Below are 23,884 nucleotides of genomic sequence, written 5' to 3'. Positions count from 1 at the left end.
TCCGGGTCTATCCGATACGGATCAGTGGTTGTCCGCCTTGACCACCGGCAGTTCGTTGAACTGGTGGTGCGGCGGCGGCGAGGAAAGGGTCCACTCCAGGGTGGTGGCGCCTTCGCCCCAAGGATTGGCCTCGGCCTTGCGGCGACGGATGGCCGACTCCAGCAGCATCACCAGGAAGACGGCGACGCCGATGATGGTGATGAGGTAGCCAACCGACGAGACGTGGTTCCAGTAGGTGAAGGCTTCCGGGTAGTCGATGTAGCGACGCGGCATGCCCTGCAGGCCCAGGAAGTGCTGCGGGAAGAACACCAGGTTCACGCCGATGAACATGATCCAGAAGTGCGCCTGGGCCAGGAACTCGTTGTACTTCACCCCGAACATCTTCTCGTACCAGTAGTAGAAGGCCGCGAAGATCGAGAAGATGGCGCCCAGCGACAGCACGTAGTGGAAGTGCGCCACGACGTAGTAGGTGTCGTGCAGGCTGTAGTCGATGCCGGCGTTGGACAGGACCACGCCGGTCACGCCGCCGACGGTGAACAGGAAGATGAAGCCCATCGCCCACAGCATGGGCGCCTTGAAGGTGATGGAGCCGCCCCACATGGTGGCGATCCAGCTGAAGATCTTCACGCCCGTGGGCACGGCGATGATCATGGTCGCGGCCACGAAGTAGGCGCGCAGGTTCACGCTCATGCCGACCGTGTACATGTGGTGCGCCCACACGATGAAGCCGATGAAGCCGATGGCGACCATGGCGTAGGCCATGGCGAGGTAGCCGAAGATCGGCTTCTTCGAGAAGGTCGAGACAATGTGCGAGATCATGCCGAAGCCCGGCAGGATCATGATGTACACTTCGGGGTGGCCGAAGAACCAGAACAGGTGCTGGTACATCACCGGGTCTCCGCCGCCGGCCGGGTCGAAGAACGACGTGCCGAAGTTACGGTCGGTCAGCAGCATGGTGATGGCGCCCGCCAGGACCGGCAGCGACAGCAGCAGCAGGAAGGCCGTGATCAGCACGCCCCAGGCGAACAGCGGCATGCGGTGCAGGGTCATGCCCGGCGCGCGCATGTTGAAGATGGTGGTGATGAAGTTGATCGCGCCCAGGATCGACGAAGCGCCCGCGACGTGCAGCGAGAAGATCGCCAGGTCGAACGACGGCCCCGTATGGCCCATGGTCGACAGCGGCGGATAGGAGGTCCACCCCCCGCCGAAGCCGCGGCCCGGCCCGCCGTCGACGAACATCGACAGCACCAGCAGCACGAAGGCGAAGAAGATCAGCCAGAACGAGATGTTGTTCAGGCGCGGGAAGGCCATGTCCGGCGCCCCGATCATGATCGGGATGAAGTAGTTGCCGAAGCCGCCCATCGTCGCCGGCATGACGACGAAGAACACCATGATCAGGGCGTGCGCCGTGACCGTGGCGTTGTAGCCGTGCTTGGAGGCCTCAACGAGACCCAGGTACTGGATGATCGTACCTTCCTTGAACAGCTGAATGCCCGGCTCGGCCAGCTCCCAGCGGATCAGGCCCGACAGGGCGCCGCCGACGAGGCCGGTGAAGATGGCGAACACCAGGTACAGAATCCCGATGTCCTTGTGGTTGGTCGACAGGAACCAGCGGGTGAAGAAGCCCGGCTTATGGTCGTGTGAATCGTGAAGTGCAGCGGTGGCCATGGATCTGGGCTCTCGCGTCTCTCTTACTGAGCAGCCGGCGCGGCGGGCGCGGCGGCGGTTGCGGGGGCCGCAGGCGCGGCGTCGGTCGGGGCGGCGGCGTCAGCAGCCGGAGCGGCGGGCGCTTCGGCGACGGCAGGCGCGGCGGCGGCGGCGGCTTCGTCGGCGGCCTTGGTCATGGAGCCGCCCTTGGAGGCGACCCAAGCGGCGAAGGCGTCCTTGCTCACCACCTTGACGTGGATCGGCATGAAGGCGTGGTCGACGCCGCACAGCTCGGAGCACTGACCGTAGTATTCGCCTTCCTTCTCGGCGCGGAACCAGGTCTCGTTCACGCGGCCCGGAACGGCGTCCACCTTGATGGCGAAGGCCGGCACGGCCACGGCGTGAATCACGTCCGAAGCGGTGATCAGCAGGCGGACGTTCTCGCCGACCGGCACCACCATCGGCTCGTCGGCGGCCAGGCGGTACAGGTGCGCCGGAGCCTTGTCTTCCGGCAGCATGTTCGAGATGTACTCAGCCACGCCCTGGTCCGGATACTCATAACCCCAGTTCCACTGGTTGCCGGTGATCTTCACCGTGACGTCCGCATCCGGATAGTCATGGTAGGCGAACAGCAGGCGGAAGGAGAACAGAGAGATGCCGACCAGGATCAGCACCGGCACCACGGTCCAGATCACTTCGATGACCGTGTTGTGGCTCCACTTGGCCGGGGTCGGGTTGGCGCGCTTGTTGTAGCGGATCGCGATCCACACCAGCAGCGCCAGCACCAGGACGCAGATCGCGGTGATGACCGGCATCAGCACGATGTTGTGGAAGAAGTGGGCCTCATGCGCCAGCGGCGCGCCGGCCGTCTGCAGGCCCAGGCCTGCCGGCGTCGGCTGACCCAACACATCCTGCGCCATCGCCGGCGCGGCGAAAATGGCGGCAAGGGCGGTCGCGGCGATACCGCCTCCCAACCGCGCCATGGCTCGCATGCCCATCCCCATTCGAGAAGTCCTCATAAACCGTTCAGCAGCAGACGTTTGCGAGCAATTCGCAAGCGTCGCCGGGCCCAGAGGACCTCGGCGTGTCATGGGCCGGTCCTTATCGGCTCGGATCGCCCTTGCCAAGCGATCAAGCGCACCTATGGCGCCGTCTCGACAAAATGCGGTCGATTAAATCGCTGTCATGTTTCGATAGCTACCTTGCACGGCAAGATACCTTGCGATACCCCTTGGATACCCGAACGAGGGACGACCGAGAGGGATTTCATGCCCGACACCATCGACATCCAACTGAAGAAAGGCGTGCTGGGATTATGCGTCCTGGCCCTGCTCGCCCGGCGAGACAGCTACGCCTATGAGATCGCCAGCCGCCTGTCCGACGCCATCGGCATGGGGGAAGGCACCATCTATCCGCTGATGCGGCGGATGCAGACCGACGGCCTGGTCGAGACCTATCTGGTCGAATCATCCAGCGGCCCGTCGCGCAAATACTATCGCCTGACCGCCGCGGGCCGCCGCGCCCTGGACGGCCAGACCGGCGAGTGGCGGGCGTTCGCCCGCGCCGTCGAGGCCCTGATAGCAGGCGATGACGACGAAAGCGTCATTGTCGCCGAAGCCCCGGCCGAAACGCCCGCCCTGCTCGATCAGAGCGCCAAGACCGAATCGACCGCCCACGCTGACAGGGGAGAGGACCAATGAACCGCGCGGAATTCCTGGCGCGCCTGCGCCGCGGCCTGGTGGGCCTGCCCGCAACGACCGCCAATGAGATCGTGGCCGACTATGAAGCCCACTTCGCCGACGGCGCCGCCGCCGGGCGCAGCGAGGCCGAGGTGGCCGAGGCCCTGGGCGATCCCGATCGCCTCGCCCGCGAACTGAAGGCCGAGGCCGGCGCCCAGCGCTGGCGTCAGGAGCCGTCAGCCTCATCCGCCGCCGGGGCCGTGTTCGGCATCCTGGGCCTGGGCGCGATCGACATCCTGATCCTCCTGCCCATCGCCCTGCCCGTCTTCGGCACGGTTCTGTCTCTGCTGCTGGGCGGGGTCGGCGTCTTCATCGCCGGCGGCTTCGTCATGGTGGCGGGCGCCTTCATGGGCCTGCCGGGCGGGGCGCTGGCCGCCGCGCTTCTGGGCGTCGGCCTGATGGGCATGGGCATCTTCATGATCGGGACCATGGCCCTGCTGACCAAGTGGCTGATCGACGCCACCGTCTGGTACGCCCGCCTGCATTACCGCGTCATCAAGCCCGCCCTGGAACCCCAGGCCTAAAGCCAGAGAGAGGAGAACACAGTCATGATCCGCAATCTGCTCATCATCTCCGGCGCAGGGCTCATCCTGGCCATCGTCGGCATCGGCGGCGCCTTCGCCGTGGGGGGCCGCGACCTGGCCCGCCACGACTGGACCTGGGTCATCACCGACGACGAGGCCGGCGACAACGGCTTCACCGTCGAGCGCGGTCAGGTTTCACCCGACGCCACGCGCACCATCGAATGGACGGGCGACGAGCGCCTGGCGATCAACATCCCCGCCGACGTCGTCTACGACCAGCATGCTGAGACGCCAGGCATCACCGTCTCGGGCGCCCAGAGCGTGGTTGATCGGGTGCGCTTCTCCAACGGCCGCCTGACGCTGGACGAGGCCCCGCGGGGCGACCGCAGCTATGTCCGCTGGACGCGCACCGGCATTCGCGGCTGGAGCGAGACGGACGCCCTGAAGATCATCATCAAGGCCCCCTCGGTGAAGGCCTTCGATCTGTCGGGTCCGACCGAGCTGAAGATCCGCGGCTACGACCAGCCGTCGCTGGACCTGACGCTGACCGGCTCGTCCGACGTGCGGGTCCAGGGCCGCGCCGAGACCGTGACGGTCGACGTCTCCGGCGCCGGAGACGCCCGCATGGACGAACTGATCGTCGATGACGCCAAGGTGCGCGTCAGCGGCTCGGGCGACGTCCGCGTCGGCCCCAGCGGCAAGGCCGAGGTCGACGTCTCGGGCAGCGGCGAGGTCCGCCTGACCCGCCGCCCCGCCGAACTGCGCCAGTCGGTCAGCGGCTCGGGCGAGGTGTCACAGGACTGATCCACGCCGACCAACTGAACGCCGGATCGGCCCCTTTCGCACGACGAGAGGGGCCGATTGCTTTTGCGGGCCGTGACGGCGGCCCCCGCAACCCCTATCTAGCGTCCATGAGCACCGTCGCCTCCCCCTCCCCCATCCTCGACGCCGCGGGCGTAGCCCCGGACGAGGCCCTGTCGATCCTGCATACCGCGCTGTCGGGCGCCGACGACGGGGAGCTGTTCCTCGAAAAGACAGAGAGCGAATCCCTGGTCTTCGACGACGGGCGGCTGAAGGGCGCCTCCTACGATGCTGTTGAAGGTTTTGGCCTGCGCGTCGTGGCGGGCGAGACGGCCGGTTACGCCCACGCCAATGAAATCTCCGCCGCCGCCATCCGCCGCGCCGCCGACAGCGCCGCCCTGGCCAAGCGCGGCTATGACGGAACCGCCGCCGAGGCGCCGCGCGACACCAACCAGCGCCTCTATGATCCAGTCGATCCGCTTCTGGCCCCGGCCTTCTCGGACAAGATCGCCCTGCTGGCCGAGATCGACGCCTGGGCCCGCGCCCGCGATCCGCGTGTGGTGCAGGTCTCGGCCTCACTGGTCGGCGAGCGCCGCGCCATCGACATCCTGCGCGGGGACGGGCGGCTGCTCAGCGACCTGCGCCCTCTGGTCCGGCTGAACGTCTCCGTCACCGTCGAGAAAGACGGCAAGCGCGAAAGCGCCTCGTCCGGCGCCGGCGGCCGCGCGGGCTTTGAACAATGGGTCGCCCCCGAACGCTGGCAGGCCCAGGTGGACGAGGCCCTGCGCCAGGCCCTGGTCAATCTGGAGGCCGTCGACTGCCCGGCGGGCGAGATGGACGTGGTGTTGGGCGCGGGCTGGCCCGGCGTCCTCCTTCACGAAGCGGTCGGCCACGGCTTCGAAGGCGACTTCCACCGCAAGGGCTCGTCGGTCTTCACCGGCATGATGGGCAAGCGCGTGGCCGCGCCGGGCGTGACGGTCGTGGACGACGGCTCCATCGCTGGGCGTCGCGGCTCGCTGTCGTTCGACGACGAAGGCACCCCGACCTCGCGCACCGTGCTGATCGAGGACGGCATCATGGTCGGTCTGATGCACGACCGGCTGTCGGCGCGTCAGCTGGGGGCCAGGGCCACCGGCAACGGCCGCCGCCAGTCCTTCGCCCACACGCCCATGCCGCGCATGACCAACACCTTCATGGAAGGCGGCAAGGATTCGCAGGCCGAGATGATCGCCTCGACCAGGCGCGGCCTCTACGCCGCCAACTTCGGCGGCGGTCAGGTGGACATCACCAACGGCAAGTTCGTCTTCCAGTGCACCGAGGCCTATCTGATCGAGGACGGCAAGATCACCGCCCCCGTGCGCGGCGCCACCCTGATCGGCGACGGGGCCACGGCCCTGACCCAGATCCAGATGATCGGCGACGACTTCGCCTTCGACCCCGGCGTCGGCACCTGCGGCAAGGCCGGTCAGGGCGTCCCCGTCGGCATCGGCCAACCCAGCCTCAAGATCGGCGGTCTGACGGTCGGCGGCACGGCGGTCTAGTCCACCCTCTCCCGGCGGGAGAGGGCTTGAGCGCACGAGAGCGTCAGCGATCGTTCTTGCGCGAAAGGGTGAGGGGCTTGTCCCGTCAGTCGGCGAAGCCGTGGCGCGACGGCGTGCGCCGACTTATGCCGAGAACCCTCACCCTTTCGCCTTGCCAATCGCTTCGCTCTTGGAGGCTCAAGCCCTCTCCCATTGGGAGAGGGAAGCCGCAATTGCTTCCGCAGCACGGTCCAGATCAGCCTCCGCGCCGCCGTCCATCGTGATCTCGCCCAGATCGCGCGACCCTGCCGAGGCTCGACGATAGGCCGGGTCGTAGTGGTCGCGCATCAGGGCCGTCGCCAGGGCGCGCAGGTCGCCCGCCTGGGACAGGGCGCGCCACTGCGCGATCCGCTCGCGGCTGTGGTGGCTGGGCATCCGCGCCAGCAGAGCGTCGCGCACGGCCGCATCCTCAGTCGTCGCCTGATAGTCGCGCAGCACCCGCTCGACCCGAGCCTCGAACGGGGCCGACAGGCGCAAGGCGGGCGCCGCCTTCATCGCCGCCCACAGCGCGGGCGGCACCGTCAGGCGGCCGATGCGGCTGGCCTCGGCCTCGACCACCACGGGGCGGCTGAGGTCCAGAGCGGACAGGGCGGCGTAGATACGGCTCTCGAACAGCTTCTGCGACGGCTGCTCCGCCTCGGTGCGTCCGAACAGGGAGCCGCGATGCGCCGCCAGCCCCTCCAGGTCCAGGCTCTGGGCGCCGTGGTCGGCCAGCCGGGCCAGCACCTCGGTCTTGCCGCTGCCGGTCAGACCATCCAGCAGGACCAGCTTCAGCGCTGGCGCCGTCTCCAGATCATGCAGGGCGGCGGCCACCGTCCGCCGCCAGGTCTGATAGCCGCCCTCCAGCCGCGTGACGGGCCAGCCGACCTGATCCATCACCGTGGTCATGGCCGTCGAGCGCTGCCCCCCGCGCCAGCAATAGACCAGGGGCTGGAAGCTTCCGTCGCGGTCGCCCAGCGCCCCTTCCAGATGCGCGGCGATATTGCGCGCCACCAGGGCCGCGCCCAGACGGCGGGCCAGGAATTTCGAGTTCTGGACGTAGAGGGTTCCCACCTCGGCCCGCTGGGCGTCGTCCAGCACCGGCAGATTGATCGCGCCGGGCAGATGATCCTCGGCGAACTCGCCGGGGCTGCGCACGTCGATGACGGCGTCGTAGCGGGCCAGGGCCGCAAGCGACACATCCGCCGTCAGCCGCGCCATCAGGCCCCCGCCTTCACGACCACAGCCGGCTCGCCCTCGCGCACCCGGCCGACGCGGCGCGCCGAGGCGAAGCCCATGTCCTGAACCAGCGCCATCACCGCTTCGGCCGCCTTGGGCGCGACGGCGATCAGCAGGCCGCCCGAGGTCTGGGGATCGGTCAGCAGGTCGCGCCGCCATTCCGGCAGGTCGGCGCCCAGCGTCACCGCCCCGCCATAGGCCGCCCAGTTGCGCACCGAAGCGCCGGTCCGCACCCCCGCCTGGGCCAGGGCGGGCGCCCCGTCGAGGAAGACGGGCGCGTCGGCGTCGATCTCGACCGTCATCCCCGCGCCGCGCGCCATCTCCAGCGCGTGGCCCAGCAGGCCGAAGCCGGTCACGTCCGTCACGGCGTGGACGCCGTCCGTCGCCGCCAGCTTCGGTCCCGGCGTGTTCAGCCTGGTGGTCGAGCCGATCAGGGCTTCATAGCCGCCCGTCTCCAGCCGCCCCTGCTTATAAGCGGCGCTCAGCACGCCGACGCCCAGCGCCTTGGTCAGGATCAGCACGTCGCCCGCCCGCGCCCCGCGATTGGTCAACACCCGGTCGGGATGCGTCAGGCCCAGGGCGACCAGACCGTAGATCGGCTCCAGGCTGTCGATGGAGTGACCGCCCGCCACGAGCACGCCCGCCTCGGCGCAGACCGCCGCCCCGCCTTCCAGCACCCGGCCGATGGTCTGGGGCGACAGCTTGCCGACCGGCATGCCGACGATGGCCAGGGCGAAGATCGGCGTCGCCCCCATGGCGTAGACGTCGGACAGGGCGTTGGCCGCCGCGATCCGGCCGAAGTCGAACGGATCGTCCACCATCGGCATGAAGAAGTCGGTCGTCGCCACCAGGGCCTGCCGGTCGTTCAGCCGCCAGACCGCCGCGTCGTCCGAGGTCTCGGTCCCCACCATCAGATCGGCGAAGGCCGCCGTGCGCGGCGTCGAGGCCAGGATGGATTGCAGGACGTCAGGCGCGATCTTGCAGCCGCAGCCGCCGCCATGGGCCAGGGACGTGAGTCTGGGTTCGGTCTCGCTCATGCCCCCGGCGTCGGCCTTCGCACGCCGGACGTCAACCGCCTTCGTGCGTGGCGGAGGCGGCCGCGCGCCATTCCGGGCCGTCCACCTCGAAGCCCTGGGCCTCCAGCGCATCCAGCACGCCGTCCGGCTCGGCCAGGCGGCGCAGCGGCGCGACCGCCATGGTCAGGCCGGGCTGGGTCAGCGCCTCGGCGACCGCCTCGGTCCATTCCGTGCGCAACTGCCGCCCGATCTGCGGATCGCCCCACGGCCAGCAGCGGTCCACCGCCTGATCCACCGGCGAGGCCAGCACCTCGGCCACCCGCAGCCCGCGCCACGCCTCGGCCCGCAGACGCACGGCGTCCGGTCCCAGCTCAGCCGCGGACAGGGCCGCGCGCAGGCATTCCCGGTGCGTCTCGGGCGGGGCCGTGATCAGGCTTTCCACCAGGTCGGCGCCGCGCACCACCCCGATGGAGCGGACCGGCACGCGCGCCTTGCGGGCGGCGCGACGCACGGCGTCGTCGGCGCCGACCGGCCGCGATCCCTTTTCGCCCGCCCTGTCCTGAATCAGGCCGATGGCGAGCAGCAGCAGGCTTTCGCGCCTCCACTGATCGTTCTTCTCGGTCGCCATCACGGCTTCCAGCCGCGCTTGGTCCTCAGGCGAGAGATAGTCGGCGGTCGTCGCGCCTTCCGGCAGCCAGCCGATCGTGCGGATGCGCCACATCAGGCGCAGGACGTCTGCGGGCGAGGCGCGGCCGCGCTGCGGGAACAGGATGCGGTCGGAACGCGCGGCGGCCTCCTCCAGCGCCTGCGCCCGCCATTCGAAGCCGCGCGGCGCCTCCTCGATGGCGCCGACCAGGATCATCACCCCCTCGCCGTCGCGCCGCACCGTCCACATGGGCGCGCCCGCCCGTCGCGCGCTGACGACCACCTCGTCCACCCGCGTCGCCGCATCCGTCTGGGCCTGGCCGGCGCGGGCCGCGATCGGAACCGCGGACACGGCCAGAAGAGCGGCCAGCAGAGCGGGAAGGGCGATCGGCGCGAGGCGAGCTTTCATGCCCCTATACTAAGGTCTCGCCAATCCGCCGCACGTGACTATTCCGTAATGCTGTCAGCGATTTAATCCACCTGTCCCGCTTGTAACTGGAGATCGGGCGTCGCCGCCGTCACACCTCTGCCGACACCGAGGGAGAGGAAAGATGAACACCAAGAGCGCCCTGCTGGCGACCACCGCCCTGCTGCTGGCTGCAGCTCCCGCCGCGGCCCTGGCCGCCGAGAAGACGGACGCGCCCGCCCGCCAGACGGCCGTGCCCAGCGATCAGGCCGTCCTGATCTTCACCCCCGACTTCTTCGCCGACGCCCGTCCCAACACCGCGCTGGACATGGTCAACCGGGTGCCCGGCTTCTCGGTCAACGACGGCGACGGCGCGCGCGGCTTCGAAGGCGCGGTCGGCAACGTCCTGATCAACGGCTCGCGCCCGGCGTCGAAGAACGACACCGGTTCCAACGTCCTGGGCCGCACCGTCGCCGCCCAGGTCGAACGCATCGAACTGATCCGCGGCGGCGCGCCGGGCATCGAGATGCAGGGCTATTCCGTCGTCGCCAACGTCATCCTGAAGAACACCGTCAGCCGCGAGCACATCCTGACCGGCAACGCCTTCCTGTTCGAGGGTGGCCAGGACCTGTTCGGCGGCTCCTATCAGTTCACCGAGCGCAAGGGCGACCGCACCTGGGGGGTGACCTTGAGCGACGGCATCTCCAACAGCGACTCCAACGGCGCCGGTCCCCTGCGCCGCGTCGGCCCGAACGGCGAACTGCTGCGCGCCGAGGACTACTACAACGACGGCTACGGCGGCGGGAACTCGATCCGGGGCACCTACGCCGGCCCGCTGATGGGCGGCAGGATCGACCTGACGGCGCGTTACGGCATCAACGACTGGCACGGCGTCTATCGCCAGACCGCGCCGGACGTGCTGCGCGAAAGCCTGTCCGACGAAGACTCCAAGAGCGGCGAGGTCGGCGTCGTCTACACCCGCCCCCTGTCGGAGCGGCTGAAGCTGGAGACGCGCTTCATCCACGAGTTCGAGGAATTCGACAACGTCGCCACCGCCCTGAACCGCGAAGCCGGGGTCGAAGAGCCGATCGAACGGTTCGCCGCCAACGGCGACTCCTCCGAGACCATCCTGCGCGGCCTGCTGCGCTTCGAGCGGTCCGCCGCCCTGGAGTTCGAAGGCGGCGGCGAGATCGCCTACAACATGCTGGAGATCGATCAGACCTATTCGGTCGGCGGGGTGAACAAGCCCCTGCCCTCGGCCTCGGTCAAGGTCGAGGAGACGCGCGGCGAACTGTTCGGCAAGGCCACTTGGCGCATCAATCCCAAATGGACGCTCGAGGGCGGCCTGCGGCTGGAATCCTCGACCATCAGCCAGTCGGGCGACGCCGAGCAGGAGAAGAGCTTCTTCTACGCCAAGCCCCGCCTGCTGACGACCTGGACGCCGACGGCCTCCACCCAGGTGCGCCTGCGCATCGAGCGCACGGTCGGCCAGCTCGACTTCGGCGACTTCGCCGCCTCGGCCGATCTGGAGGACGAGAATGTCTTCGGCGGCAACGTCAATCTGGAGCCCGAATCCCGCTGGGTCGGCGAGCTGACCTTCGAGAAGCGCTTCTGGGGCGAAGGGATCGTCAGCGTCGGTCTGCGCCACGACGAAATCTCGAACGCCATCGACGTCATCCCCCTGGAGGGCGGCTACGCCGCCGTGGGCAACATCGGCGACGGCACGCTGGATCAGTTGGTGCTGAACGTCACCGTCCCGACCGACAAGCTCGGCCTCTCGGGCGGCAAGTTCGGCTTCAGAAACACCTGGAACCACACCGAGGTCACCGACCCGACGACCGGCGAGATCCGCCCCATCTCGGGCATCCGTCCCAGCCAGGCGACCATCACCTTCCAGCAGGACATCACCAGCTGGAAGCTGCAATGGGGCGGCGCCTGGATCCCGCTGCTGGGCCAGAAGACCTTCCGTCCCGACGAAATCAACGGCTGGCGCGGCCACGACTATTACGAGCTGTGGGCCGAATACAAGCCGACCCCGACCCTGTCGATCCGCGGCCAGGTCAACCTCTGGGACGACTTCAACGTCGAGCGGACCGTCTTCGGCGACCGCGAGACCCGGCCGATCGCCTTCGTCGAGAACCGCTTCATCGATCCGCGGACCTTCTATCAGATCCGCCTGCGCAAGACGTTCTGAGCCACAAGAAGAGGACCCGTCGGCGTCGCTTCGTCTCCCCAACGCGAAGCGGCCCAGGCGGGCGACCCGCACCAACTGAAAAGGGCGGCGCCTCCTGCGAGACGCCGCCCCTTCCTTGTCGCAAACCGATCAGGCGATCAGTGAACGCCCGCCATGCCCTTCTTGAGAAGAGGCGACAGGGCCAGCAGCACGACGCCGACGCCCACGCCGGTCCAGCCGATGGTCCCGAAGATGGAGCCATAGGTCTGCAACGCCAGCTGCGGGTTGGTGACGACGCCGGCCACGGTGTCCGTGGCGGTGGCGGCCGCGATCCAGCCGGCGACGATGTGGGCCACCGACGACGACAGGAACCACACGCCCATCATCAGGCCGACCACGCGCGCCACCGACAGCTTGGTGATCATCGACAGGCCGACCGGCGACAGGCACAGCTCGCCGATGGTGTGGAAGGCGTAGGTCAGGAACAGGATCATCAACGGCACGCGGAAGGATTCGTTGAAGTTGTTCGCCGCCGCCCACGACAGCAGCAGGAAGCCCGCGCCGACCAGGACCAGGGCGACCGAGAACTTGACCGGGGTCGAAGGTTCGCGGTTGCGCTTGCCCAGCCAGACCCACAGGGCCGCCATGATCGGCCCGCCGATGACGATGATGCCGGGGTTGAACATCTGGGTGTAGCCGGCGTTGAACCAGCTCGGCATCTGGGTCGACTGGTCGGCGAACAGGGTCAGGGACGAACCCGCCTGTTCGAACAGGGCCCAGAACAGCACCGAGAAGAAGATCAACACCTGGGCGACCAGCATCCGTGACCGCTCGGCGCCCTTCAGGCGGAAGACGGTGTAGCCGACCACCGAGACGAAGGTGATCAGGGCGATGGGGATCAGGATCGTCTGCACGATCTCGTGACGCTGCATCAGCATCCAGACCGGGAAGACGGCGACGATGCCCGCGATCCAGAAGAAGGCCTCGACCGGCACCCCGAAGATGGAGCGCCCCTTCAGCGGGACCGGCGGTCCGCCGCGGCCTTCCAGCCAGGGCGCGCCGATCAGGAAGGTCAGCAGCCCCAACAGCATGCCGAAGCCCGCCAGACCGAAGCCGTAGGCCCAGCCGTAGGTGAAGCCCAGGTAGGAGCAGGCGGCCGTGGCCAGCAGGGACCCCAGGTTGATGCCGACGTAGAAGATGGTGAAGCCGCCGTCGCGACGCGGATCGTTCTCTTCATAGAGGGCGCCCACCACGGTCGAGATGTTGGCCTTCAGGAAGCCCACCCCCATGATGATCAGCGACAGGGCCAGGAACAGGACCGGCTCGCCGAAGGCGGTGTCGCGCTTGGTCTCGACCTTGTAGCCGCCTGCGGGCGTGAAGGCGGGGAAGCCCTCGCTGACCGCCACGACCGCCGCAGCGTCGGCGGCCTGGGCCGCCGCCGGCTCGGCGCCGACCTTGGACACGCCTTCCGGGGTGATGGAGATCTGGACCCGCTCGTCGCCGCTGACGGCGAACATGGTGCGGTTCTGATCGCGGCCGACGACCTCGATCTGATAGGCGCGCTCGCCGATGGTCAGGCTTTCCTTACCGCCCGAGCCTTCGAACGCCATGGTGAAGTGGCCCGCCACCAGTAGCACGGCGCCGATGACCACGGCCTTGCGCGCGCCCAGGTATCTGTCGGCGATCATGCCGCCCAGAACCGGCATCAGGTAAACCAGCGCGGCGTAGGCGGCGTAGATGCCCTGCGCCTCGGCCGGTCCGAACAGGAAGTGCTGGGTCAGATACATGACCAGCAGCGCCCGCATGCCGTAATAGGAGAAGCGTTCCCACATCTCCGTGAAGAACAGGATCACCAGCCCCCGCGGGTGACCCAGAAAGGTCTTGCGTGGCGCTTCGAGCGCGCCCCCTGCGTCCGTCGTGCTCAACGGCAAGCTCCATCTCTTGCGCCCCCGACGGGCGCGGAAGCGTGCAGAAACAGCACGGTCACGGATTGCAAACAAGCGTTAACGGCGAAATCCGGCCTACATGACGTCGCAGCGGCGGCGTTTCTTCGCCCTATGCGTGTCATTAGCCGAATGGACACTCTTTTACGGCCAAGTAGCCTCAATATGTTCGCCCATGGAGACGCGCTGGATGTCGATCCGCCCGGTTCGCCAATCGGATCTCGAGGCCGTGAACGCCCTGTACCGCAGCGTATGGTGGCCGCAACGCTCGTCCGAAGGATGGGCGTGGCTATGGTCGAACCCTGCGGCGGCGGGACGAAACACGCCCCATGGCTGGGTCATTGACGCTGGCGACGGCCCTTGCGCCTGCGCCGGAAACTTCATCCAGCGCTTCTGGAGAGGCGATCAGGCGCTGTATGGCGCGACCGGCTACTCCATCGTGGTGCCCCGCGAACACAGAGGCCGCAGCCGGGATCTGGTCCGCGCCTTCGTGGAGCAACCCGACTGCTTCGCGCGATACACGCTGAACGCGAATGCACGCTCCAGCCCCCTTTATAGGCGTCACGGCATGATTCCGTGGCCGCCGCTCACCCACGACGTCAAACTATCCTGGCTGGTGGACCCGCTGGCCTGTCTTTATGGCCGTGGTCTGCGCCGCATCGTCGATCAAGCGCCGCAGGTGGCGCGCCTGCTGGGCGAGCAATTGTCGCCCCTGCCCCGGCTGCTTGGAGGTCGGATGCAGCGCGCACAGGATCGCCTGCCCTCAGCCGTGAGTCTGTTGGACGATCTGACGGACGATTCGGACTACAGCCGCTTCTGGGACGCTCTGCGGGGAGAAGGTCGGCTGATCGCCGACCGCAGCCCCGCCATCATGCGTTGGCGCCTGTCCGACCCCGACCTGACGGTGCCGCCGCTGACCCTGGCGTATCGCGCGAACGGGCGCATCACGGGGTTCGCCGTCGCCATGCTGAACAAGCAGACGCCGCTGGAGCCGCCGATCCTGGAGATCATCGATCTGATCGCCCTCGAGACCGAGGCTGACGCTCTCCAGTCCCTTTTGGAAGGGCTGCGCACCCTCGCGCCGGCCTTGGGCGCGGCCAAGGTGCGATTGCAGACGACCTCGCCCGAATTGCTGCAGGCGCTCGGCCCGCTCGTCGACAAGGCCCACCGCGAAGGCGGCTGGGGCCACTGTCACGTCGCCTTCGACGCGGGGATGCAGGACGCCGGCTGGCGGCCCACCCCCTATGACGGCGACTATTCCTTCTGTCTGCGGCCGCTGCCCGCGCGGGCCAGCGCCGCCCTGCGGCTGGCGCCGTCGGCCGCACCTCGTCGCGCGATGGAGGCGCGGGCCTGAAGCGGCGCTCGCAGACGGCCCCTTAGACCATTATCGGTTCGGATTGAATCAATCCGAACTCAGATCAATGGTCCAGCATCAATCCCTTGAGCGAATATCTGGGTTCACATGCGATCGCATGTGAACCGATTTCGCTCTAGGGGCGCGCCTTCAGTTCGTCGCGGATTTCAGCCAGCAGGGCTTCAGTCGGCGTCGGGCCGGCCGCTTCCGGCTCGGCCGGCTGTTCGCGGCGCATCTTGTTGATCGCCTTGACCGCCAGGAAGACCACGAAGGCCACGATCAGGAACTGGATCAGGGTGTTGATGAAGGCGCCGTACTGGATGGCCACCTTCTCGACCGCCTCAGTCGCCGGGTTCTCGGGCACCAGGACCCATTCCAGCTTGGAGAAGTCGACCTTGCCCAGCAGCAGGCCGATCGGCGGCATCACCACCTGATCCACCAGGCTGGTGACGATCTTGCCGAACGAAGCGCCGATGATGACGCCGACCGCGAGGTCGACGACGTTGCCGCGCGCGGCGAATTCCCGAAACTCGGTCAGCAGGCTCATGGGATCTTCAGTCTTTCGATTAGGGATCAGGCGTCGCCGGAAGCGTTCAGGCGCTCGCGCAGTTCCTTGCCGCTCTTGAAAAAGGGCACGGCCTTGGCCGGCACCTCGACCGTCTCGCCGGTGCGGGGATTGCGTCCCGTCCGCGCCGGGCGGCTGCGCACCGAGAAGGCGCCGAAGCCGCGAAGCTCGACCCGGCCGCCGTCCGAGAGGGTCTCGGTCATGCGGCCCAGGATCACGTTCACGACCCGCTCAACCTCCGCATGGGTGAGATGCAGGTTCTCAGCCGCCAGTTTCTCGATCAGTTCAGACTTGATCATTCAGGCCCCCGCCTTGGCTTCACCGTCCGGGACGACACCCTAACCGTCTGTCGCCACAGGAAGAAAGAGACAAAACGTATCGTCGCGAAGGTTTCTTGCTTTCGAGGCCGACAGCTTTCGTCCCGCCAGCGGCTCCGAAAGGGAGAAAAAGCCGATCTGCGCTGAGAGCGATTCCCAGAACGGCTCAGCCCGGCCGCCGCCCGCCGGCGCCCACGCTCCAAGAAAAAGGGCGGCCGGATCGCTCCGGCCGCCCCGTTTTCCCGTCGGGAAGGAAGCTTATTCCTTGCCCGCGTTCTTGAGCGCGGCGCCCAGGATGTCGCCCAGCGAGGCGCCCGAGTCCGACGACCCGAACTGTTCGATGGCTTCCTGTTCGTCCTTCATCTCGAGGGCCTTGATCGAGACCGAGACGCGGCGCGTGGCCTTGTCGACGGCGGTGATCATGGCGTCGACGCGGTCGCCCACGGCGAAGCGCTCGGTGCGCTGCTCGTTGCGGTCGCGCGACAGGTCCGACTTGCGGACGAAGGCCGTGACCGGCGCGTCGTCTTCACCGAACTTCACCTCGATGCCGCCGGTCTCGATCGCCGTCACGGTGACGGTGATCTGCTGGCCGCGCTTGTAGGTGTCGCCTTCCATCGGGTCGCCGCCGAGCTGCTTGACGCCCAGGGAGACGCGCTCCTTCTCGATGTCGACGTCCAGCACCTTGGCCTTGATGACCTCGCCCTTGCGGTAGCGCTGGATGGCTTCTTCGCCCGACACGTTCCAGTCCAGGTCCGACAGGTGGACCATGCCGTCGATGTCGTTGTCCAGGCCGACGAACAGGCCGAACTCGGTGGCGTTCTTGACTTCGCCCTCGACGGTCGAACCGACCGGGTGAGCCTCCAGGAAGGCCTCCCACGGGTTGTTCTGAGCCTGCTTCAGGCCCAGCGAGATACGACGCTTGGCGCTGTCGACGTCCAGGACGATGACGTCCACTTCCTGCGAGGTGGAGACGATCTTGCCCGGGTGGACGTTCTTCTTGGTCCAGGACATTTCCGACACGTGGACCAGGCCCTCAACGCCCGGCTCCAGCTCCACGAAGGCGCCGTAGTCGGTGATGTTGGTGACGCGGCCGGTGTACTTGGCGTTGACCGGGTACTTGGCTTCGACGCCGTCCCACGGATCCGACTGCAGCTGCTTCATGCCGAGCGAGATGCGCTGGGTGTCCGGGTTGATCTTGACGATCTGGACCTTGACGGTGTCGCCGACGGCCAGGACCTGCGACGGGTGCGACACGCGCTTCCACGACATGTCGGTGACGTGCAGCAGGCCGTCGATGCCGCCCAGGTCGACGAACGCGCCGTAGTCGGTGATGTTCTTGACGACGCCTTCGCGGACTTCGCCCTCTTGCAGCTGGCCGACCAGCTCCGTGCGCTGTTCAGCGCGGGCTTCTTCCAGGATGGCGCGACGCGAGACGACGATGTTGCCGCGCGGACGGTCCATCTTCAGGATGGCGAAGGGCTGTTCCTTGCCCATCAGCGGGCCGACGTCGCGGACCGGACGGATGTCGACCTGCGAGCCCGGCAGGAAGGCCGAGGCGCCGCCCAGATCGACGGTGAAGCCGCCCTTGACGCGGCCGACGATGGCGCCGTTGACCGGGTGGCCTTCGGCGAACACGGCTTCCAGGCGGGTCCAGGCTTCTTCGCGGCGAGCCTTGTCGCGGCTGATGACGGCCTCGCCCATCGCGTTCTCGACGCGCTCCAGGTAGACCTCGACGTTGTCGCCGACCTTGGGCAGGACGGCGCCTTCGCCCTGGCCGAACTCGCGCATGGCGATGCGGCCTTCGGTCTTCAGACCGACGTCGATGATGACGATGTCTTTTTCAATGCCGACGACGCGGCCGTGAACGACCTGGCCTTCGCCGAGATCGCGGCCTTGCAGCTGTTCGTCGAGGAGCGCGGCGAAATCGTCGCGGGTGGGGTTGAGGGTTTCAGTCATGGAAACTCTTGAGGTTGATGAAAGGCGAAACGCGCACGACCGAACGGACATGCGCGAATGGGGTGTAAAAGGGGAAGTCAGGTCGTCACGAGGCGAGGCGACACACGCTCGAAAAGCGCGAAACAAAAGCCAGAACGCCCGCGGCCGTCGAGGAGATCGGAGCGTTGGATTCGCCCGGCGGGATCAGATCCCGGCCCTGGCTCGCGCCGCCTCGACGATACGGCGGGCCGCATCGAAGGCGGCCTCTATACCCAGATCGGTCGTATCCAGCAAGACGGCGTCGTCGGCCTGGACCATCGGGGCGTCGTCGCGGCCGGCGTCGCGGGCGTCGCGGCGACGGATATCCTCCAGCATGTCCTCGAAGGCGATGACCTCGCCGCGCGCGGTCAACTGCTTCCAGCGGCGCTCGGCGCGCACCTCGGGGCTGGCGGCGATATAGAGTTTGGCCGGGGCGTCCGGCGCGATCACCGTGCCGATGTCGCGCCCGTCCAGCACCGCCCCGCCCGCCTGGGCCGCGAAGTCCTGCTGCAGCTTCAGAAGGGCCGCGCGCACGCCCGGATGGCTGGCCACGCGGCTGGCCGCCTCGCCCGCGCCGCGATCGGTCAGGCGGGGATTGTCGCTCAGGCTCGCCAGATCCAGCGCCCGCGCGGCCTGCGCCGCCGCCTCGGCGTCGCCCAGGTCACCGCCCGCATCCAGCACGGCCAGCCCCACGGCGCGATACAGCAGGCCGGTGTCCAGATACGGCAGGCCGTAATGAGCGGCCAGGCGCGCGGCGATGGTGCCCTTGCCCGAGGCGGCGGGGCCGTCGACGGCGATGACGAGGTTCACGCTGCATCCCCTTGGACAATCTTCCCGCCCAGCCCCTTCATCATCTCCACGAAGCCGGGGAAGCTGGTGGCGATCATCTCGGGGTCGCGGACCGAGACGGGCTGTTCGGCGGCCAGGCCCAGCACCAGATGGCTCATGGCGATGCGGTGGTCATGGGCGGTGTCGACGGTCGCGCCGCCCTTCACCGGGCCGACCCCGACGGCGCCAGTGACGATGAAGCCCTCCGGCTCCTCCTGCACCTGAACGCCGCAGGCCGACAGGCCCGCGACCATCAGGGCGATACGGTCGCTTTCCTTGACGCGCATCTCGCCGATGCCGCGCATGACGGTGCGGCCCTCTGCGAAGGCGGCCGTGGCGGCCAGGATCGGATATTCGTCGATCATCGAGGCGGCGCGGTCTTCGGGAACCACGACGCCCTTCAGCGCCGAATGACGCGCGGTGACGTCGCCGACCTCTTCGCCCCCGGCCATGCGGCGGTTGGCGATGGTCAGGTCCGCGCCCATGTCGAGCCAGGTCTGGAACAGGCCGGTGCGCAGGGGGTTGAGCATCACCCCCTCGACCGTCACCTCGGAGCCCGGAACCACCAGCGCCGCCGCCAGAGGGAAGGCCGCCGAGGACGGATCGCCCGGCACGGCGACGTGGGTTCCCTTGAGCGTCTGTCCGCCCGACAGGCGGATGCGCCAGCCGGCGCCCTCTTCGGTCACCTCGACCTCGGCGCCGAAGGCGCGCAGCATCCGCTCGGTGTGGTCGCGGCTCTTTTCCGGCTCGACCACGACGGTCTCGCCGTCCGCGTTCAGCCCGGCCAGCAGGATGGCCGACTTGATCTGGGCCGAGGCGACGCTCTGGACGAAGGTCACGCCCTTCAGCCCGCCCCCATGCAGGGTCAGCGGCACCCGGTCCTCGGCCGCGTTCCAGTCGAACCGCGCGCCCATGTCGGCCAGCGGCCCGGTGACCCGCTTCATCGGCCGCTTGCGCAGGGAGGCGTCGCCGTCGAACGTCGCCGTCAGCGCATAGCCCGCGGCCGCCCCCATCAGCAGGCGCACCCCCGTTCCGGCGTTGCCGCAGTCGATGACCGCCTCGGGCGAACGCAGGGCGCCGCGCCCCTCGACCCGCCAGCGCCCCTCGCCGATCCGCTCCACCCCAGCCCCGAACGCCTGCATGGCCCGGCCTGTGGCCAGGATGTCGTCGCCCTCCAGCAGACCCTCGATTTCGGTCACGCCCTCGGCCATGCCGCCGAAGATCAGGGCGCGGTGCGACATCGACTTGTCGCCCGGTGCGCGAACCACGCCCCGAAGGCCGGAATCGAGACTGGAAACGCGGGACGCGATGAAGGTCTGGGGAGTGCTCACCCTGATGCAGGCTCCGAATGTCAGGAAGGCCGCGCAGGCGCGGAAAAGAAGGCTTTTGACAGCGGCCCCCGCCGGTGGCAAGGGAGCCGCCCTATTTCCGATTTCTCCCTTAAACCCGCCGAAGGTCTAATCACGTGGCCAATCCCGAACTGGGCCAAAAGCAGGTCTGCCCGAACTGCCAGGCCAAATTCTACGATCTGAACCGTCGCCCGGCCCACTGCCCCAAGTGCGACACCGAGTTCGATCCGATGGAAGAAGCCGTCCGCAGCCGCCGTGCGCGGCGCGGCGCCGGCTTCGCCGCTGACGACGCGGAGGCCGAAGATCAGGTCGCCGACAAGTCGGTCGAGAGCGACGAGGATGAAGAGGACGCCGAAGGCTCCACCCCGGAAATCGACCAGGAAGGCCATGAGCCGATCCTGACGCCGGACGACGACGACGGCGAGCCGGGCGGCGACGACGCCGGCATGGGCTCGACCGACGGCGACGATGACGACGACGTCCTGGACGATGACGACGACGATTCCGTGCCCTTCATCGAGGACGAGGACGACGACGACCTCGACGAAGAGCTGGCCAAGCCGTCTCGTGACGACGACTAAGGCCCAAGAGTCGGAAAAATAAGCGGAAAAAAATGTGTCAGACCCGCTTGATCTTCAAAACGGCCTGACCTAGTTTCCGCGCCTCGCCGGGGGGCGACAGCTTCCCCGGCGGGACCGACCGAAAGGTTCGGGGCTATAGCTCAGTTGGTAGAGCGCTTGAATGGCATTCAAGAGGTCAGCGGTTCGACTCCGCTTAGCTCCACCATCGAAGGCCTCGCGGAACGCCCGCGGGGCCTTCGTCCTTTCCGGGCGCTTCAGCCTGACACGGTCGACGACATGACCAAGCCGATACGGCCTGGGGCTATAGCTCAGTTGGTAGAGCGCTTGAATGGCATTCAAGAGGTCAGCGGTTCGACTCCGCTTAGCTCCACCATCGAAGGCCTCGCGGAGCCCCCGCGAGGCCTTCGTCCTATCTGAGCGCCCTTTTCCCGAGTTTCAGGCGGGCATGGCCCGTTCCAGCACCGCCCGCTGATCCACCTCGACCTCATAGGCGCCATAGGCCATGCCGCGCGGGCGCAGACGAAGGGCGATGAAGGCTTCAGCCGAGGGGCTGTCCATCTCCAGCAGGGCCGCCGCCTGGGCCGCCAGCGCCAGCCGCTCGACCGCCAGCCGCGCCCCCGCCTCGTTCGCCGTCACGCCCAGCCCGGCGATGAAACGGTCGTAGTCGGCGGACTTCCCGGCCTGCGACCCCAGCCAGTCGCGCAGGGCCTCGACGGCCTCCGGCTCGCGCCCCGCCGCGCGCAGCACGTCCAGGGCGATGACGTTGCCCGAACCTTCCCAGATGGCGTTCAGCGGCGACTGGCGGAACAGGCGCGGCATCGGTCCCGTCTCGACGTAGCCGGCGCCGCCCAGCGCCTCCATCGCCTCATAAATCAGGTTCGGCGCGCGCTTGCAGACCCAGTATTTGGCGACCGGCGTCAGCAGACGCCCCACGGCGTCGTCCGTATCGAAGGTGGCCGCCAGCCGCATCGACAGGGCCGTCGCCGCCTCGCTCTCGACCGCCAGATCGGTCAGGACGGCGGCCATCATCGGCTGGTCGATCAGCCGCTTCTGGAAGGCGGTGCGGTGGGCGGCGTGCCACACCGCCTGCGCCAGCGCCCCGCGCATCTGCAGCGCCGATCCGACCACGCAGTCCAGCCGCGTATGCTGGACCATGCGGATGATGGTGGCGACGCCGCGCCCCTCGTCCCCCAACCGCTGGGCCAGGGCGCCGTGATACTCGACCTCGGACGAGGCGTTGGAGCGGTCGCCCATCTTGTCCTTCAGCCGCATGACGCGGAAGCCCGCATTGCGCGTCCCGTCCGGCAGCCAGCGCGGCAGGATGAAGCAGGTCAGCCCGCCCGGCGCATAGGCCAGCGTCAGGAAGGCGTCGCACATCGGCGCCGAACAGAACCACTTGTGCCCGGTCAGACTATACCAGCCGTCCTCGCCGACCGGCTCCGCGCGGGTGGTGTTGGCGCGCACGTCCGAGCCGCCCTGCTTCTCGGTCATGGCCATGCCGAGCGTCACGCCCGCCTTGTCCCCCGCCGGGCGCACGGCCGGATCATAGCGGCCCGACAGCGCGCCCCTGATCCACGGCTGGCCCGTCGCCGGATCGGCCTGAAGCGCCGCGACCGAGGCGTAGGTCATGGTCATGGGGCAACTGGTCCCCGAATCCGCCTGTCCGGTCAGGAACAGGATGGCCGCGTGCAGCAGATGCCCGTTCGGCGTCCCGTCCCAGGCGCCGGCGGCGATCCCTGCGCCCAGCCCCAGCTCCATCAGCTGATGATAGGCCGGATGAAAGGTCACCTCGTCGATCCGGCGGCCATAGCGGTCGTGGGTGTCCAGCACGGGCGTCACCCGATTGGCCTGCACGCCCCAGTCGATCACCTCGGCCGAGCCGCAGCGGCGGCCCAGATCGGTCAGCCGCTCGACATGCCCGGCCCCGCCCCAATGGCGCACGGCGTCGTGCAGCGCCCTGTCGCCCGCGAACAGGTCGACGTCCTCCAGCGGCGGAACCTGATTGGACACCTCATGAGTGTCGAGGCGCTCGACGGGACGAAAGGCGGACATGGGCGGGCCTCCGTATTCAGCGAAGGAAGGAGGATGGCATGGGCGGGCGCCGACCGCGACCCTCTCCGGGCTTGACCCGAGGATGACGGCAGAGAAGGAGGGGAGAGGGAGCGCCTATTAACCTTTCTGCGCCGCCCCCACATGCGCCACGCCTCGGGCGCGGGCGATCTCCATCTGCTTCTGGCGTTCGGCGTAACCCTCGCGCTGGGTCGCGTCGCGGTCGTCCCAGCAGCGGTCGCAGGACACGCCCTCGACATAACGCGGCGAACGGCGCCCCTCGGGGCTGACCGGCATCCGGCAGCCCCGGCACAAGGCGTGCTCGCCCTCGACCAGCCCATGCCCCACGGACACCCGCTCATCGAAGACGAAGCACTCGCCGCGCCACAGGCTTTCCGGCTCCGGCACGGTCTCCAGATATTTCAGGATGCCGCCTTCCAGGTGATGCACGTCGCGCACGCCCTCGGCCTTCAGGAAGGCGGTGGCCTTTTCGCAGCGGATGCCGCCGGTGCAGTACATCGCCACCTTCGGCGGGGTCGGACGGTCCAGCAGGGCGCGCCCCTCGGTGTGGAACCAGTCGGCGAACTCGCGGAAGGTGCGGGTGTTGGGCTGGACCGCGCCCGCAAAGGCGCCGATCTCGCCCTCATAGTCGTTGCGGGTGTCGATGACGACGGTGTCGGGGTCGGCGATCAGGGCGTTCCAGTCCTGGGGCGAGACGTAGGTCCCAACGCCCTCGACCGGGTCGATGTCGGGCTGGCCCATGGTGACGATCTCGGCCTTCACCCGCACCTTCATGCGGTGGAAGGGCATGGCCTGCGCCGTCGAATATTTCAGCTCCAGCCGCTCGAAGCCCGGCAGGGCGCGCACGCCGTCGATGACGCGGGCGATGTCGGCTTCGGGGCCGGCGATGGTGCCGTTGATCCCCTCATGCGCCACCAGAAGCGTGCCGCGCACCTGCGTCCCGCACAGGTCCAGCAGATGCATCCGCAACGCCGCCGGATCGGCCACGGGCGCGAAACGATACAGGGCGGCCACGGTGAAGGGGGCCGAAGGCGACTGGGAGGGAACGGCTGGGACGGTCACGGCCTTCCTATAGCGTCCCGCCGCCGCCCTCGCGACGCCAATAATCCGGAACCCAGAGTGACCGCTTCCTGCCTTGCTTCCCCCGCCGAAGC

General features: G+C 68.3%; 19 protein-coding genes, 2 tRNA genes and 1 pseudogene. 9 read left to right on the top strand and 13 right to left on the bottom strand.

Annotated elements, in window-relative coordinates:
* Positions 1-21: 21 nt before the first annotated feature.
* Positions 22-1,668 carry a cytochrome c oxidase subunit I gene (ctaD, locus tag AC52GN_RS02185; RefSeq protein WP_291779629.1) on the bottom strand — a complete coding sequence of 549 codons (1,647 nt, stop codon included), beginning with the start codon at positions 1,666-1,668 and terminating at the stop codon, positions 22-24.
* Between the two features lie 23 nt (positions 1,669-1,691).
* Positions 1,692-2,651, bottom strand: coding sequence for a cytochrome c oxidase subunit II (coxB, locus tag AC52GN_RS02180; RefSeq protein WP_346484775.1), 960 nt, complete (start codon positions 2,649-2,651; stop codon positions 1,692-1,694).
* 264 nt (positions 2,652-2,915) lie between these two features.
* Here coxB and AC52GN_RS02175 point away from each other — a divergent pair.
* The 4 genes and pseudogenes from AC52GN_RS02175 to tldD form a co-directional block, all read left to right on the top strand.
* Positions 2,916-3,227, top strand: a pseudogene (locus AC52GN_RS02175) (PadR family transcriptional regulator); the annotation flags it as partial.
* Positions 3,228-3,343: 116 nt separating this feature from the next.
* Positions 3,344-3,910, top strand: coding sequence for a DUF1700 domain-containing protein (locus tag AC52GN_RS02170; protein ID WP_291779624.1), 567 nt, complete (start codon positions 3,344-3,346; stop codon positions 3,908-3,910).
* A gap of 24 nt (positions 3,911-3,934) precedes the next feature.
* Positions 3,935-4,714 carry a GIN domain-containing protein gene (locus AC52GN_RS02165; protein ID WP_496528028.1) on the top strand — a complete coding sequence of 260 codons (780 nt, stop codon included), beginning with the start codon at positions 3,935-3,937 and terminating at the stop codon, positions 4,712-4,714.
* A 107-nt stretch (positions 4,715-4,821) separates the two neighbouring features.
* Positions 4,822-6,252, top strand: coding sequence for a metalloprotease TldD (tldD, locus tag AC52GN_RS02160; RefSeq protein ID WP_496528027.1), 1,431 nt, complete (start codon positions 4,822-4,824; stop codon positions 6,250-6,252).
* A gap of 177 nt (positions 6,253-6,429) precedes the next feature.
* Here the strand turns inward: tldD and mnmH are convergent, their stop codons facing one another.
* The 3 genes from mnmH to AC52GN_RS02145 are packed head-to-tail and all read right to left on the bottom strand — an operon-like array spanning position 6,430 to position 9,579.
* Positions 6,430-7,491, bottom strand: a complete 1,062-nt coding sequence (gene mnmH, locus AC52GN_RS02155) for a tRNA 2-selenouridine(34) synthase MnmH (protein WP_496528026.1) — start codon at positions 7,489-7,491, stop codon at positions 6,430-6,432.
* On the bottom strand, positions 7,491-8,546 hold the full coding sequence (gene selD / locus AC52GN_RS02150; protein WP_496528025.1) for a selenide, water dikinase SelD: 1,056 nt from the start codon (positions 8,544-8,546) through the stop codon (positions 7,491-7,493). The genes mnmH and selD overlap by 1 nt, the downstream gene beginning before the upstream one ends.
* A gap of 31 nt (positions 8,547-8,577) precedes the next feature.
* A complete protein-coding gene (locus AC52GN_RS02145; RefSeq protein ID WP_496528024.1) occupies positions 8,578-9,579 on the bottom strand; it encodes a TraB/GumN family protein in 1,002 nt (333 codons plus the stop codon).
* 142 nt (positions 9,580-9,721) lie between these two features.
* On the opposite strand from AC52GN_RS02145, the gene AC52GN_RS02140 reads away from it, so the two are divergent.
* On the top strand, positions 9,722-11,770 hold the full coding sequence (locus AC52GN_RS02140; RefSeq protein WP_346484787.1) for a TonB-dependent receptor plug domain-containing protein: 2,049 nt from the start codon (positions 9,722-9,724) through the stop codon (positions 11,768-11,770).
* A gap of 137 nt (positions 11,771-11,907) precedes the next feature.
* Here the strand turns inward: AC52GN_RS02140 and AC52GN_RS02135 are convergent, their stop codons facing one another.
* Positions 11,908-13,674 (bottom strand): peptide MFS transporter, encoded by a 1,767-nt coding sequence (locus AC52GN_RS02135; protein WP_496528023.1) that lies wholly within the window; start codon positions 13,672-13,674, stop codon positions 11,908-11,910.
* 208 nt (positions 13,675-13,882) lie between these two features.
* Between AC52GN_RS02135 and AC52GN_RS02130 the strand changes: the two genes are divergently transcribed.
* Entirely contained in the window at positions 13,883-15,046 is a 1,164-nt protein-coding gene (locus tag AC52GN_RS02130; protein ID WP_343828574.1) for an N-acetyltransferase, read from the top strand.
* Between the two features lie 136 nt (positions 15,047-15,182).
* Here AC52GN_RS02130 and mscL read toward each other — a convergent pair whose 3' ends face one another.
* The 5 genes from mscL to aroA all read right to left on the bottom strand — a co-directional run bounded on the left by mscL (position 15,183) and on the right by aroA (position 20,040).
* A complete protein-coding gene (gene mscL / locus AC52GN_RS02125; RefSeq protein WP_087141720.1) occupies positions 15,183-15,593 on the bottom strand; it encodes a large-conductance mechanosensitive channel protein MscL in 411 nt (136 codons plus the stop codon).
* A 26-nt stretch (positions 15,594-15,619) separates the two neighbouring features.
* Positions 15,620-15,910 carry an integration host factor subunit beta gene (locus AC52GN_RS02120; RefSeq protein WP_003165992.1) on the bottom strand — a complete coding sequence of 97 codons (291 nt, stop codon included), beginning with the start codon at positions 15,908-15,910 and terminating at the stop codon, positions 15,620-15,622.
* Between the two features lie 276 nt (positions 15,911-16,186).
* Positions 16,187-17,884 carry a 30S ribosomal protein S1 gene (rpsA, locus tag AC52GN_RS02115; RefSeq protein ID WP_291779584.1) on the bottom strand — a complete coding sequence of 566 codons (1,698 nt, stop codon included), beginning with the start codon at positions 17,882-17,884 and terminating at the stop codon, positions 16,187-16,189.
* A 183-nt stretch (positions 17,885-18,067) separates the two neighbouring features.
* On the bottom strand, positions 18,068-18,712 hold the full coding sequence (gene cmk / locus AC52GN_RS02110) for a (d)CMP kinase (protein ID WP_452112102.1): 645 nt from the start codon (positions 18,710-18,712) through the stop codon (positions 18,068-18,070).
* Positions 18,709-20,040 (bottom strand): 3-phosphoshikimate 1-carboxyvinyltransferase, encoded by a 1,332-nt coding sequence (aroA, locus tag AC52GN_RS02105; protein WP_496528836.1) that lies wholly within the window; start codon positions 20,038-20,040, stop codon positions 18,709-18,711. Before aroA ends, cmk begins: the two co-directional genes overlap by 4 nt.
* Positions 20,041-20,195: 155 nt before the next feature.
* Here aroA and AC52GN_RS02100 point away from each other — a divergent pair, with 155 nt between their 5' ends.
* From AC52GN_RS02100 to AC52GN_RS02090, 3 genes are all read left to right on the top strand, one after another.
* Positions 20,196-20,660: a TIGR02300 family protein gene (locus AC52GN_RS02100; protein ID WP_291779575.1), complete on the top strand. Its 465-nt coding sequence runs from the start codon at positions 20,196-20,198 to the stop codon at positions 20,658-20,660.
* Positions 20,661-20,789: 129 nt separating this feature from the next.
* Positions 20,790-20,865, top strand: a tRNA-Ala gene (locus AC52GN_RS02095).
* A 92-nt stretch (positions 20,866-20,957) separates the two neighbouring features.
* Positions 20,958-21,033: transfer RNA gene (locus AC52GN_RS02090), tRNA-Ala, on the top strand.
* A gap of 62 nt (positions 21,034-21,095) precedes the next feature.
* Here the strand turns inward: AC52GN_RS02090 and AC52GN_RS02085 are convergent.
* Entirely contained in the window at positions 21,096-22,712 is a 1,617-nt protein-coding gene (locus AC52GN_RS02085) for an acyl-CoA dehydrogenase family protein (RefSeq protein ID WP_496528022.1), read from the bottom strand.
* Between the two features lie 117 nt (positions 22,713-22,829).
* On the bottom strand, positions 22,830-23,792 hold the full coding sequence (trhO, locus tag AC52GN_RS02080) for an oxygen-dependent tRNA uridine(34) hydroxylase TrhO (RefSeq protein WP_496528021.1): 963 nt from the start codon (positions 23,790-23,792) through the stop codon (positions 22,830-22,832).
* Positions 23,793-23,884 lie beyond the last annotated feature (92 nt).

Source organism: Brevundimonas sp. SS2672 (assembly GCF_059579685.1).
The sequence above is the reverse complement of the archived record's forward strand: the minus strand, read 5'-3'. Positions and strand labels throughout refer to the sequence as shown.